The sequence below is a fragment of the Streptomyces sp. NPDC001530 genome, from assembly GCF_042894545.1.
Lineage (GTDB): Bacteria > Actinomycetota > Actinomycetes > Streptomycetales > Streptomycetaceae > Streptomyces.
Genome location: NZ_JBIAVS010000044.1, coordinates 24,713 through 37,539, shown reverse-complemented (window position 1 = coordinate 37,539; position 12,827 = coordinate 24,713). Strand labels below are relative to the sequence as shown.

General features: G+C 70.6%; 10 protein-coding genes and 3 pseudogenes. 7 read left to right on the top strand and 6 right to left on the bottom strand.

The genetic code is table 11. The annotated features are described in order from the left end of the window. Positions 1 to 678 (top strand): annotated as a pseudogene (locus tag ACFY0T_RS48045) (IS200/IS605 family accessory protein TnpB-related protein); the annotation flags it as partial. Here the strand turns inward: ACFY0T_RS48045 and ACFY0T_RS48040 are convergent. From ACFY0T_RS48040 to ACFY0T_RS48025, 4 genes are all read right to left on the bottom strand, one after another. Then, complete coding sequence (locus ACFY0T_RS48040; protein ID WP_388885015.1) at positions 675 to 1,049, bottom strand: PIN domain-containing protein; 375 nt, start codon at positions 1,047 to 1,049, stop codon at positions 675 to 677. The pseudogene ACFY0T_RS48045 and the gene ACFY0T_RS48040 sit on opposite strands and share 4 nt — an antisense overlap. Then, complete coding sequence (locus tag ACFY0T_RS48035; protein WP_388885013.1) at positions 1,046 to 1,300, bottom strand: hypothetical protein; 255 nt, start codon at positions 1,298 to 1,300, stop codon at positions 1,046 to 1,048. Before ACFY0T_RS48035 ends, ACFY0T_RS48040 begins: the two co-directional genes overlap by 4 nt. A 63-nt stretch (positions 1,301 to 1,363) precedes the next feature. Beyond that, positions 1,364 to 2,386, bottom strand: coding sequence for a helix-turn-helix domain-containing protein (locus tag ACFY0T_RS48030; protein WP_388885011.1), 1,023 nt, complete (start codon positions 2,384 to 2,386; stop codon positions 1,364 to 1,366). Between the two features lie 537 nt (positions 2,387 to 2,923). After that, positions 2,924 to 4,927 carry a glycoside hydrolase family 15 protein gene (locus ACFY0T_RS48025; RefSeq protein WP_388885009.1) on the bottom strand — a complete coding sequence of 668 codons (2,004 nt, stop codon included), beginning with the start codon at positions 4,925 to 4,927 and terminating at the stop codon, positions 2,924 to 2,926. Positions 4,928 to 5,264: 337 nt separating this feature from the next. Between ACFY0T_RS48025 and ACFY0T_RS48020 the strand changes: the two are divergent. Beyond that, a pseudogene (locus ACFY0T_RS48020) lies at positions 5,265 to 5,567 on the top strand (hypothetical protein); the annotation flags it as partial. Here the strand turns inward: ACFY0T_RS48020 and ACFY0T_RS48015 are convergent. Next, positions 5,486 to 5,716, bottom strand: a complete 231-nt coding sequence (locus ACFY0T_RS48015; protein ID WP_388885007.1) for a response regulator transcription factor — start codon at positions 5,714 to 5,716, stop codon at positions 5,486 to 5,488. The pseudogene ACFY0T_RS48020 and the gene ACFY0T_RS48015 sit on opposite strands and share 82 nt — an antisense overlap. Before the next feature lie 670 nt (positions 5,717 to 6,386). Here ACFY0T_RS48015 and ACFY0T_RS48010 point away from each other — a divergent pair. Together ACFY0T_RS48010 and ACFY0T_RS48005 are read left to right on the top strand one after the other, a co-directional pair. Next, positions 6,387 to 6,686 (top strand): hypothetical protein, encoded by a 300-nt coding sequence (locus tag ACFY0T_RS48010; RefSeq protein ID WP_388885005.1) that lies wholly within the window; start codon positions 6,387 to 6,389, stop codon positions 6,684 to 6,686. A gap of 277 nt (positions 6,687 to 6,963) precedes the next feature. Continuing rightward, positions 6,964 to 8,196 (top strand): PP2C family protein-serine/threonine phosphatase, encoded by a 1,233-nt coding sequence (locus ACFY0T_RS48005; RefSeq protein WP_388885003.1) that lies wholly within the window; start codon positions 6,964 to 6,966, stop codon positions 8,194 to 8,196. Between the two features lie 679 nt (positions 8,197 to 8,875). Here the strand turns inward: ACFY0T_RS48005 and ACFY0T_RS48000 are convergent. After that, positions 8,876 to 10,306 carry a selenium-binding protein SBP56-related protein gene (locus tag ACFY0T_RS48000; RefSeq protein WP_388885001.1) on the bottom strand — a complete coding sequence of 477 codons (1,431 nt, stop codon included), beginning with the start codon at positions 10,304 to 10,306 and terminating at the stop codon, positions 8,876 to 8,878. 337 nt (positions 10,307 to 10,643) lie between these two features. Here ACFY0T_RS48000 and ACFY0T_RS47995 point away from each other — a divergent pair, with 337 nt between their 5' ends. From ACFY0T_RS47995 to sigJ, 3 genes and pseudogenes are all read left to right on the top strand, one after another. Beyond that, positions 10,644 to 10,886, top strand: a complete 243-nt coding sequence (locus ACFY0T_RS47995; protein ID WP_388884999.1) for a hypothetical protein — start codon at positions 10,644 to 10,646, stop codon at positions 10,884 to 10,886. Positions 10,887 to 11,011: 125 nt separating this feature from the next. Beyond that, a pseudogene (locus ACFY0T_RS47990) lies at positions 11,012 to 11,589 on the top strand (carboxymuconolactone decarboxylase family protein). Beyond that, positions 11,586 to 12,437 (top strand): RNA polymerase sigma factor SigJ, encoded by an 852-nt coding sequence (gene sigJ / locus ACFY0T_RS47985; RefSeq protein ID WP_388884997.1) that lies wholly within the window; start codon positions 11,586 to 11,588, stop codon positions 12,435 to 12,437. Before ACFY0T_RS47990 ends, sigJ begins: the two are co-directional and overlap by 4 nt. The last annotated feature ends 390 nt before the right edge of the window (positions 12,438 to 12,827 follow it).

Below are 12,827 nucleotides of genomic sequence, written 5' to 3'. Positions count from 1 at the left end.
GCCTGGCAGTTGGACGTGCACGGCAACCCGGTCGGCGAGCCGCAGCGCTTCTTCTACGACCTGACCGGCAGTACGGAGCACCGGGACGCGCAGATCCGGCACGCGCTGAGTCGGCTGCTGCACCACACCCGCCGCTGCGGGGCCACCGCGATCGCCATCGAAGACCTCGACTTCACCGACGGCACAAGCCGCGAGAAGCACGGTCGCAACAAACGCTTCCGCCGGCTGCTCTCCCGCTTCCCGACCGCGAAACTCAAGGCCCGGCTGGTGTCGATGGCCGCCGAACAGGACCTCGCCATCGTCGCGGTCGACCCGGCCTACACCTCCCGCCGGGGTGCCCAGCACTGGCAGAAACCGCTGACCACCTCCACCCGCAAGATTTCCCGGCACGATGCGGCGAGCATCGCGGTCGGGCGACGCGCCCTTGGACACCCGATCCGGCGACGGACGACACCGCCCCCCGCACACCACAGTGATGTGCAGGGGCATCGGACCGCCCAGGCCCGACCGGACACCCGACGGCGTGAGGAAACCCGCCCCCACCCACCCGGACCACGCACCAGATGCGCGCCGCCCGGTGGTGGAGCGAAAGCGGGAGACCAGCGTGCCCAACACCGTTCGGAGCACGCGGCTGAGCAGGAGTTCTGGCAACAGGACTCACTCCCGCTCAGTCCTTAGGAACGGTTCAGCGGCGTGACACCCGTCCCCGCATACAGCTGAGGTTCGAGGGAGAGGACGGTGACGGGCTCGCCCGTCTTGGCGGCCTGCCACGCGATCGCAGCCGTGTGCGCCACGGGCCACTCGACGCTCGGCCATGCCATCGCATCCCGCGCGTGATCCGTGGTGAAGGGGACGCTTTCCGCGAAGCGCAGGGCGGCGGCGTGTGCGCCGGCGCCGGGGAGGCGGCGCTCGGCGGCGAGGACGGACAGCGAGGGGATCAGGACGCGGCCGGTGCCGCGCGAGGCCTCGATGTAGAGGCCGGTGAAGAAGTCGTCCGCGCGATACAGGGCGGCCAGAGCGGTGTGGTCCAGTACAGCCGTCACGTTCATGCGGTGCTGCCGCCCTGGTGGGCGCGGATCTTCGCCCAGGCGTCCTGGCCGGCCTGCTGAATCTGTGCGCTGTAGTCGATGCCGAGCTCCTGGGCGGCTTCGAGCGCACGCTGCTCGCGCTCGGCGTCTGTGAGTTCCCGCGCAGCGAGGTCCTCCAGCAGGTCCGTGATGGTCGTACCGCGTTCGGCCGCGAGGATACGCAGCCGGTCGCGCACCGCCTCGCTTGTCTTGATGCTCGTCGGCTTACCCATGCCCCAGATTCTACCGCCGGTAGAACTTTGGGGCAGGGTCCTCGTCGCCCCCGATGGGAATCTTCACCGTTGTGTCGAAAGAAGCTCCTTCAGGGCAGGCCGCCGGGCGGGGCCCGGCGGCTGCGGTCCTGCGTGGCTTCGGCGGTATTCGCCCGGGGGCATGGCGTAGCGTGCCTTGAAGGACCGGCTGAAGGCGGCGGCGTCGAAGAAACCGGCGCGGGCCGCGATCGCGGCGACGCTCCGGCCGGCCAGACGGGGGTCGGCGAGGTCGGCCCGGCAGCGCTCCAGCCGTTGCTCGCGGATGAATGCGCCGACCGTCTCGCCGTCCTGGCAAAAGAGGTAGTGCAGGGCGCGCAGCGAGATGTGGTGGGCGGCGGCGACGGCCGCGGGGGTCAGCCCCGGCTCGCCGAGACGGGAGCGGATGAAGGACTTGATCTGGTGCAGCTGTGCCGCCCGCCGTGCCGCGGCGCTCTGCGGTCCCTCCGCCTGGCTCACCGCGGCCAAAAACGCGGTGGTCAGGTCGAGCACGGCAGAGGCCAGCCGGCTGGTCTGAGCGGCCTCAAGCGCCGGCCCCTGCTCGATGAGCCCGCCGAGCAACTGGCTCAGCAGGGCACCGATGCCCGTCCCTGTCGGCAGCGGCGTCGCCACCAGCGGGCGCAGCGCCTGCTCCGCGACGGGCACCGTGCGCCGGGGCAGATGCAGCACGATGGACTGGGCCACGTCGTCGGTGACAACCGATGCCCAGTACGGCTGCGAGGAGTCGTAGAGCACCAGGTCACCCGGGCGCGGACTGACCCGGCCCTGGCCCTGCTCCCGCTGCATGGCCCCCTTGACGACCAGGGCCAGGATCCACAGTTCGGGGTCGCAACGCCGGATGAGGCGCCGCGAACGGATCGACTGCAGGGCAGGGAAGACCACGCTGGAGACACCGATCCCCTCGCCCAGCGACAACAGCGTCGCCGAGGCGGAAAAATCCGCAACGTGCTCGGTGACGATGTCGTGCGGTGCCATGTCGCGGGCCACCAGCTCGCGAAACCAGCCGAACCGCTCGGCTGCCGGCACATCCCGGCTACTCAGCGTCCTCACCCTTGCATCCCGCCCCGTCCTGGCAGCCTCTGGTGCCGCCTGGTCCTGGCAGCCGTCGCACCGTGACGGCACGGCGCCGCTTGCGCCCCACCCGCATGGTCCTTGACCGCAGGTGGCCCGGGAAAGCGCGTATTGCGTCAAGAAACGGCCGTGCCCGGGTCGGGGGCCGCAGCGTTGCACGCCGCCGTCCGCGCCCCTGGCGCCGCGGACCCACGCCCGGCCGGCCACCCGGCGCCCACAGCCCGCCCGCAGTGCGTCCACAGTGCGTCCACGGCGCGCCGCACCGGCGAAGCGCCCGGCCGGCGGCACGCCGCACGGGCCCGGTGCCATCACGCACACGCCCGCAGGTCACGCACGCTCCCCCAGGCCGTGCGCGGAACGTCAACTCTTCCTGCGCCGGCCGTCAATGACCCGCACCGTGCCGGGCGGCGAGGATGAGGTGCGTCGGCCACGCCGGGAAACCGCGGTACGGGGCGGCTGCAGGCCGCCCGGCGCGGTGCGGGGACGTCGGGGGGAGGTCCCCGGGCCGCGCCGGGCCTAGCCGAGCATGCGGTCGAGGTTGAAGGCCGCGCTGATCAGGGCGAGGTGGGTGAAGGCCTGGGGGAAGTTGCCGTGCTGTTCGCCGGTGCGGCCGATCTCCTCCGCGTACAGGCCCAGGTGGTTGGCGTAGGTGAGCATCTTCTCGAACGCCAGACGGGCCTCGTCCAGGCGGCCCGCGCGGGTCAGCGCCTCCACGTACCAAAACGAGCAGATGGAGAAGGTGCCCTCCTCCCCCTTGAGGCCATCAGGGCTGGCCTGCGGGTCGTAGCGGTAGACCAGGGAGTCGGACACCAGGTCCTGGCCCAGCGCGTCCAGGGTGGCCAGCCATTTCGGGTCGGTCGGGGAGATGAACTTCGCCAGCGGCATCATCAGCAAGGACGCGTCGAGGATGTCGCTGTCCTCGTACTGGACGAAGGCGTTGCGCTGGGCGGACCAGCCGCGGCGCATGATGCGCCGGTAGATGGCGTCGCGGGCGCTGCCCCAGCGGACCATGTCGGCGGGCAGGCCGCGATGCTGGGCCAGCCGCATCGCGCGTTCGATGGCCACCCAGCACATCAGCCGCGAGTAGAGGAACGTCTTGCGTCCCCCGCGGGTCTCCCACACGCCCTCATCGGGCTGGTCCCAGTTGGCGCACACCCACTCGACGAGCTCGCCGATGCTGTCCCAGTGCGCGCTGGAGAGCGGCTGGCCCCACTTGTCGTACAGGTAGAGGGAGTCGATGAGCGCGCCGTAGATGTCCAGCTGCAGCTGGCCGACAGCGGCGTTGCCGACGCGTACCGGCGCCGAGCACCGGTAGCCCTCCAGGTGGGACAGTTCACCCTCGGGCAGCTCCCGGCGCCCGTCGATGCCGTACATGATCTGCAGCGGGCCGGTGGACCGCGACACCGTGGCCGTGTCGTGGCGCACATGCTCGGACAAAAAGCCCATGAACGCCTCGGCCTCCTCGGTGAAACCCAGGCGGAGCATCGCATACACGCAAAACGCGGCGTCCCGGATCCACACGTAGCGGTAGTCCCAGTTGCGCTCCCCGCCGATCTGCTCGGGCAGGCTGGTGGTCGGCGCGGCGATGATCGCGCCGGTCGGGGCGTAGGTGAGGAGCTTGAGGGTGAGGGCGGAACGGTGCACCATCTCCCGCCAGCGGCCGCGGTAGCGCGACTGGGACAGCCAGCGCCGCCAGTAGCGGACGGTGGCATTGAACTCCCTCTCCGCCTCCGCCACGGCACAGAACCGCGGTGCCACCTGGCCCCCGACCCGGTCGAGGGTGAAGACCGCGGACTCGCCCTCGTGCAGCTTGAACAGCGACCACACATCCCCTCCCGCGACCTCGAAGGGCACCGTGGAGGTCAGCGCGAGCCTCAGGCGCGGCGAGACGAACAGGGCCTGCCCCGCCTGCACGTGCACGGTGTGCGGCACGGTGGCGTACTCAAAACGCGGAGCGATACGGGCACGGAAGGGCAGCGTCCCGCGCACGCACACCACACGGCGGATCAGACGGTGCCGGTCGGCCTCGCGCGAGTCGTCGACCACCGGCATGAAATCCTGGATCTCCCCCACCCCGTCATCCGCGAAGAAACGGGTGATCAGCACATTGGTGTCAGGGAAGTAGAACTGCTTCGTACGGGCCACCACATCCGCGGCCAGCTCGAAGCACCCGCCCCGATCCGCATCCAGGATCGAGGCGAACACACTCGGCGCATCAAAACGCGGACAGCAGTACCAGTCGATCGTGCCGTTGCTGCCGACCAGCGCCGCACTGCGCAGATCACCGATCAGGCCATGCTCGGCGATCGGCAGATACCGGAGGGTACCGGCACCCCAAGGACCGGCCGGACCGGCCGGACCGGAGGCACCGCCGGGACCGGCCGGACCGGCGGCGCCGACCGGACCGGCGGTGGGGCCGGCGGGACCGGCGGCGTCAGCGGGGCCGGTGGGGCCGATGGGGCTGGTGGGGCTGGTGGGTGTCCCGTCCTTCGGTGTGGCCCCGCTCCTCATGTCAGCCATGCCGGCCTCCCTGGGCTGTCGCCGGGCCCGCCCCCTCGTGCCCTTTCAGGCTAACGAGTCACCGGCCGCCCAACGCGCCGGAGCACCGGACGCCCAACGCGCCGGAGCACCGGACGCCCAACACGCGGGACCGGGACCGGGACCGGGACCGGGGCCGGGACCGCGGGACCGCTGGGCGCAGCCGGCAGCCGGGGGCCCGGGCGCGGTCCCCTCCTCGCGCGCGGCGGACAGATGCTGCGCACCTCCCCCACTCGTCCGCCGCCGGCGGCCATGCCGCGCCGGTGGCGGGGCCGGCGCCGTGCACGAGCAGGAGTGAGTGCTGGGGCTGGATGCGGTTGTCGGGCGACGCGCCCTCGGACACCCGATCCGGCGACGGACGACACCGCCCCCTGCACACCACAGTGATGTGCAGGGGCATCGGACCGCCCAGGCCCGACCGGACACCCGACGGCGTGAGGAAACCCGCCCCCACCCACCCGGACCACGCACCAGATGCGCGCCGCCGCTGAGCAGGAGTTCTGGCAACAGGACCCGCTCCCGCTCAGTCTTTAGGAACGGTCACAGGCCCAGGGAGATGGCCAGCCGGGTGAGTTCCGCGGTGCTGCCGATGTTGAGCTTGGCCCGGATACGGCGCAGATAGGCATCGACCGTGTGCCGGGACAGCCCCATCTGACGCGCCGCCTGCAGATACGTGCACCCCGCGGCGATATGGCGCAGGGTCTCCCGCTCACGCGGGGCCAGCGCAGGAACGGGCGCCTGGTCCTGCGCCATGACGAGTGTGAGACTCATGCGACTTCCTCCCGACGGATCGGCTCGGTCACCACTGCTCACACCCTCGGAAGCAGAAGACATATGCCCGAATGCTGCGATTTGTCCGCTTTCCAAAAGCCTGACCGGCCGACTTCATGACCGTGTCCGCCGACTGTCACAGACGTGTCACAGGCCACACCCCTCCCCCGGCCGCGCCGCACACGACCACCACGGCGACCGCAGACACGAGCCGCACCGCCACAAAGACGATCCCCACCCGCCCCCTCACCCTCCGCGCAGCCCCGCAACCCGGCTGCCGGCCTCCGCCGTCGACACCACCCCCCCCTCGCCGGTACACGGCCCGCAAGGACACCGACCACCACCAGACCCCGACAGGCACCGCGTGCCCGCCACCGAACACGCAGCGCCGGAACCAGGACCGGAACCGGAGGCCGGAGGCCAGGGGCCGGGGCCCGGGCGGGGCAGCGTGGGGCCGGGGCCGGGGCAGCGTGTGACCGGGCGGCGTGTGGCCGGGCGGCGTGTGGCCGGGCGGCGTGTGGCCGGGGCCGGGCCGGGGACGGCGCATCCGGCAACCGCCTTCCTGGACAGGGCCGGCGCCCCGGCCCGGGGCAGGACCCCCGGTGACGGCGCCGGATTGCCGCCTGCTCCCCCTCCCCCCGGGATCATGCTTGTCAGGAGAGCCCCGGCCGTGCAGGTACCCGAAGGGCGAGATGAACGGCAACGGAGCGACTCCCCACCCCTCCCAGCGGCAGACACACGCCAGCGCCGCCCGGCCCGCACCGCCACCGCCACCGCCACCCTCGACGAACAGGGCATCGCCACCGGGTGGAGCGACGGCGCCCGCCGCCTGTGGCATCTTGGCGGCAGGCTGCCGCGGTTCGGCAAGCAGCCGTCTGAGCCACAGCAGGGCGATGTCGGCGAGGCCGCGGGGCAGTTGGCCGGTGTGGGACAGCAGCACGACTTTGCCTTCCGGGGAGTTGGTTCATGAAGGAGTGGGCGCTGTTGCGGTCCAGGCGCAGGGATTCCGGTTGTTGCCGTCTCTCAGGATCGGCCGGTCGTCTGCGTGGTCTTTCCCCGGTGGCCGACCAGAGGGCAGCCGCCGTTCCCCACTCCGGTGGCGTTCAGCAGGCGCGGACCGTGAAACGGTGCGGCAAGGCCGGTGCCCCGCGGAACGGATCGGCCGTCGTCGGCGGGCGCACCTGGCGGATACCTCGTAGGTTGGAGAGGAAAGCGGTCGCGCTCGTAAAGATCGGCAGGGCACGCGCGTGACGACAGCGGAGATCGATTTCGAGGAGCTGTTCGACGCCGCGCCGAACCCGTACCTGGTGCTGGACGCCGACCTGGTGGTCCGCTACGCCAACCGGGCCTACCTCCGGGTCACCGGCAGGACCGGCGAAGAACTGGCCGGGCGGTACATCCTGGAGGCATTCCCGCACACGCCTGCCGCGCCGGACGCGGCGCGTGACTTCGGCGCCTCACTCCAGCGCGTGCTGGACTCCCGCGAGCCCGATGTGGTGGCACCGCAGCGATTCGACATACCCCTCGCCGGCCGGCCCGGCGAGGTCGAGGAGCGATGGTGGTGCGGAATGTCCAGCCCCGTCCTGGGGCCGGACGGCACGGTGAAATGGATCATCGCGCGGGCCGACGACGTCACCGAGTTCATGCGCTCCCCCGTCATCGGTGAACTCACCGAGCCGCTGAGCAAACAGGCAGGGATCGCGGCCCAGGTGTACGCCCGGTCGCACGAACTGGAACAGCTCAACGAGCAACTGCGCCAGGCGCACGCCCGCGAACGCGAAATCGCCGTCACCCTGCAGGAGGTCATGCTCCACTCGCCCGACCTGGACAGACACCCGGACATCGCCGTGCGCTACCTGCCTGCCAGCGGATCACTCAACGTGTGCGGCGACTGGTACGACGTGGTCGACCTGCCGCCCGACCGCTACTCCATCGCCATCGGGGACGTCGTCGGCCGCGGCCTGAAGGCCGCCGCCGTCATGGGCATGCTCCGCAGCGCCCTGAGCGCAGCCATCCGAGCCGTTCCCAGCCCCGCACAGGCCCTGGAGATACTGGGCCTGTACGCCCGCTCGGTCGACGGCGCGCTCGCCACCACCGTAGCCAAAGTCCTCATCGACCCCCGCAGCCGACTGATCATCTACAGCAACGCCGGCCACCCACCACCGGTACTGCTCCACCCAGACGGCAGCCGGCAACTCCTCGACCAGGCCACAGACCCCCCACTGGGCGCCCGACCCGAACACGTCCCCCGCCCCCAGGCCGGCCTGCCCTACACCCCAGGAGACACCCTCGTGCTCTACACCGACGGCCTCATCGAACGCCGCGACGAAGACATCGACACCGGCCTGACCCGGCTCACCGACACCCTCGCCCAGTACAGCACCCTCCCCGTCGAACAACTCGCCGACACACTCCTGACCCACCTCGGCGTCACCACCGGCAGCCCCGACGACATCGCCCTCGTCATCCACCGCCTATAACCGCCTCCCATCAACAACCACCCACACACCAGGCGCCGGTGGAACATCAGCCACCCGCAGATTCCCTCCACCACCCACCGCCTCGGCATCGGGGAAAAACCCTTGCCCCGGGGACGGCCCACGATGACCACGCCGATACCCAGCACGGCGGCAGGCCCGACAAGGTGCCGGCGATGGCCGCCGACGACGGCCCAGACCCAGCAGAGAGCGGGGCGACCGGAGACGACATGGCTGAGCAGGCGGGCGCCGGCCGCGCAGCCCCGGACACCGGCCACGGCGACCAGCACCGCAAACAACAGACCGAGCACGCCGGAGCCTGGCTTCGTTCACTTCCAGTGACAGCGTTTATCGATGAGTTGCACCAGCGGTTGGCATCCAAGGGCTCTCGGATGTTCATGAGAAATGACGGCGATGCAGTGTCCGGGCTCAGTCATGGACACTCACTGAGCAGGCTGCGGCTACTGCGGGCGGGCGTTGCCAGGGGTCGACCACGCCTGAGATCGGCGTGGCCCGGTGCCGTGGGCACGCGGCCTGCGCGAGGCTGTCGGCATCCCGGGGGCTGACTGACCGTGCTGTCCGCCGCCCGGAACGCCCAGGGGCCGGCATGACAGGGCAGAGGAACTCGCCACCGCAACAGCAAGCAACCGCCGCGAGCGCCGGCGCTCGCGGAGCACAAGCCTCAGCGGCGGTAGCAGTACGAATCCGAGGAGGCGTCGCCGCCTTGCAGGCGCGTCTGGTGCACGCGCAAGCCCAGGAAGTCCGGGCCGTGCGGGTAGAAGCGGCTGTCGACGGAAAGCCCGCCGTGCAAGGTGTCGGCGTCGAGTTTGACCATCCACGGGTCGATGCCCGCGGGATAGAACTGCGCGTCCCAGGTGCCGTACAAGGAGTTCGTCAGGTACACCCGCCGCCCGTCGCGGCTGAGCTCGACCATCTGCGCTCCGCCGGTCAGCGGAGTGTCCGGCTCGGCGGGATGCGGCTGTCGGCTGATGATGCCGCCAAGACGCACGGACGCGGTCTGCCTCGGATGGAACGGGTCGCTCACGTCGTACTGGTGCAGATCGCCGGTTCCCCATGCGGATACGTACAGCCACTGGTCGTCCACCGACAGATCGATGTCGGTGATCAATGGGGGCACGGCGCCGAACGGCTGCAGCGCCGGGGGCAGGTCCTCCGTTTGCGCGGGCTCGGCAGGGATGGTGATCACCTTGCGGACCACGAAGTCCTCGCCCTCCCGGTTCCACAGGTACACCGACGCCGACAGGTCCTCCACGCTGACCACGGTGTGTGCGAACCCCCACGTTGCCTCGGGGTCGTGCGCGGGACGCAGCTCCAGCACCATCTGGTTCTCATCCCCCAGATCGACGCGCTGCAGGTGTCGGCCGGAGTCCAGCTCCCAGAAGTGCAGCGAGTGGCCGTACTGGCGACCCAGCAGCAGTTCGGGGACAAGGCCGTCCTCGAACATCGAGGGGGTCCCCCACTCGCTGGTCACGGCGATGTTCTGGCGCAGATGCCACCAGAGGTCGTAGGCGAGCCGCTGCGGTCCGCGGTCGCTCTCCCAGGCGCGCAGCACGTCGAAGCTTTCGTGGTCCAGCAGCGCGACGCCGCCAGGCCCGTCCGCACCCTCCGCGCCGCCCAGGCAGGACAGAAACACTCCGTCGGGGCCACAGTGGAGTGTGTGCGGACGCGAATATCCGGCCTTGGCGGCCAGCTCCTCGGGCTCGACCACCTTGACCAGGCGCGGGCGGGCGGGATCGGGGCTGGTGTCGAAGATGTGCAGCCGGGAGGAGCGCAGTCCCGGGATGATGAGGTAGCGCCGCGTAGCGTGATGATGACCGGTATGCGCCAGCGCGCTCGAGCAGGCGTTCCAGCCGAAGTGGTGCAGTTCGTTGCCCAGGCCGGGCAGCTCGGCGTGGGAGGTCACGCGGCCGTATACGGGGGATTCGGGGTCGGTGCCGACGGTGAACAACGCGTCCGCGCGCTGTGCGGTCGGGTCGAAACCGACGACATAGGCGAGCTTCTCCGGGGGCGCAGCGACGGCATCCGCCGGAGTGCGGTACAAGGTGGGGTCACTGTGGTCGTCGCGGTCGTGAACGTGCTCAGTCGTCGTCATGGCTGTTCCTTACTCCCGAACGGGAGCGCGGATCCGCGGGGACTCCCGACCGACAGCCGGGCCCACCCGTTCGAGATCGATGTGCAGACGCGGGGCAGATATGCCACAAACCGAGCGTTTCACAGCCCCAGAGCGCTGCCAAACGCGGCAGCACGGGGGCGCGGACCGCCTCAGCGTGCGGCCCGGCACACCCGAGAGCATCGCAGCCGAACGGACACCGGACCTTCCGGCCGCCTTGCCGACCGACCATGCCAGACGCCGCCCGCCGCTCCGGCCTGACCAACCGGACACGATCCAGCGGCCCACGCATGACAGGCCGCTGGACGACCCGGGTGTCGTGTCGACGGACCCCTGGACGGTGCGGGGCCTGGAGATCCGCGGCACTGCCGTGGCGCTCTTTGACGTCGACCTCCCGGTCTCGTTCATGAGCCGTGAGGTCATCCGGATTACGCCGACGTGGGTCTGCGCCTGGGGACTCGACCCCGACGTGCAAGGCCGGCGGGCCCGTTCGCAGGCGGCGAAGGCGTCGGGGAACGATGGTTCCGTTACGCCTTCGCTCGGCGGCGCGCGCTCGATGTAGCCGCCGTGTGAGGAGCTGAAGGTGCCGGGGGCTCTGATTACTCCTCAGCCCCGTTGTCACATGTGCGGGTCCGGCGGTGTCTTCATGCCGAACGGCCAAACAGGCACACGTACAAGGAGAACACCCTGACGCTACGCGTCCCGAAGGCCGAGCTCACCGCCGAGCTCCGCGAAAACATGATCAAGCTGCTCGGTGCCGTGCCCGAGCCCGTCGAGGTGCTGTGGAACAACCCCAAGCTCGCCGAGGCCAACCAGGAGTTCTCGGCCAAGGTGGCCGAGTGGGACGCGGCCGACGCGAACCTCAAGACGTTCGCGCACATGGCTGTCGCGGCGCAGGTCGGCTGCAGCTGGTGCCTCGACATCAACTCCTTCCACGCGCTGAACCAGAACCTGGACCTGGCCAAGGCGAGCCAGGTGCCGCGCTGGCGGCAGTCGGAGGTGTTCACGCCGCTGGAGCGCGACGTTCTCGAGTACGCCGAGGCCATGACGATCAGCCGCCGACCGTCACCGACGAGCTGTCGAAGCGTCCGCTCGACCGGCTCGGCCCGGCGGCGCTGGTCGAACTCACCGCGTTCATCGGCTTCGCCAACATGGCGACCAGGTGCAATACGGCGCACGGGATCACGTCGCAGGGCTACTCCGATGCCTGCGAGATTCCGCCGGCCGCGCGTCCTGAGCCGTCCGGCACAGCGTCGACGGCATGACCGAGGACCCGTTCGTCGCCCATCGCAGCCTGCTGTTCACGGTCCCCTACGAGATGCTCGGCTCGGCGGCCGACGCGGAGGACGTGCTGCAGGAGTCCTGGCTGCGGTGGGCCGACGTCGACCACTCACAGGTGCGTGACCCGCGGGCCTACCTCGTCCGAACCGTCACACGGCAGGCGCTCAACCGTCTGCGGACGTTGTCGCGCAGCCGCGAGGAGTACGTCGGCGAGTGGCTGCCGGAGCCGCTGCTGACCAGCCCTGATGTCGCCGAGGACGTCGAGCTCGCGGAGAGCGTCTCGATCGCGATGCTGACCGTGCTGGAGACGCTCGGGCCGACGGAGCGGGCGGTGTTCGTGCTCCGCGAGGTCTTCGAGATGCCGTACGGCGAGATCGCCGAGGCCGTCGGAAAGTCCGCGGCCGCGGTGCGGCAGATCGCGCGGCGGGCACGCGAGCACGTGGCGGCCCGGCGGCCTCGGGTGCCGGTGAGCCGGTCGGAGCAACAGGCCGTGGTGGAACGGTTCCTGGCCGCGTTGCGCACCGGGCAGGTGCGGGAACTGCTGGACGTCCTGGCACCGGACGTGGTCCTGGTCGCCGACGGCGGCGGGCTCGCGGCCGCCGCTCAGGCTCCGGTTTACGGGGCCGAACTCGTGGCGGCGTTGCTCGCGCGCCCGGACCGGGTGGTGTCGGCCGTGTGGCTCAATGGCGCGCCTGCGGGCCGGATCGAGGTCGACGGCCAACTGGCCGCGGTGAGCCTCGTGGTGGAGAACGGGTGGGTCATCCGGATCCACGCGGTGGCGAACCCGCGGAAGCTGACGCGGCTTGATGATCCGACCGAACTCGCCCGGTAGGCCTGCTACTGCTTTGGCGTTGTGTGTGTTCCGGGCGGTTCGAACCGCCCGGAACACACACGACCGCTCAGTGGTCAGACGTCGAAGCACGTCGATGCAGGCCCACTCCGCGAGGCCGGCATCCGCCTCGTCAGGAGCGACCAGTGCCCTGCCGCGCCATGCGGTGTGGTCATGCAGATTCCGACCGGCTGTGCAGGCAGTTGCGTTGCAGGTCCGGGGAGGATTCACCCGGCTACGTGAAGCTGGCCTCGGGGCCGGCTGGACAGCGGGAGGCGGGCCTGGTTGGCAGCGTGCTCTGTGCCCTGGGCGGGGCCGGGGTTGTTCGTCACGGACTGCCAACCCGCCGGGGGCCTTTGTGGTCGCGGCACCCTGGCGGACGATCAGACCTGA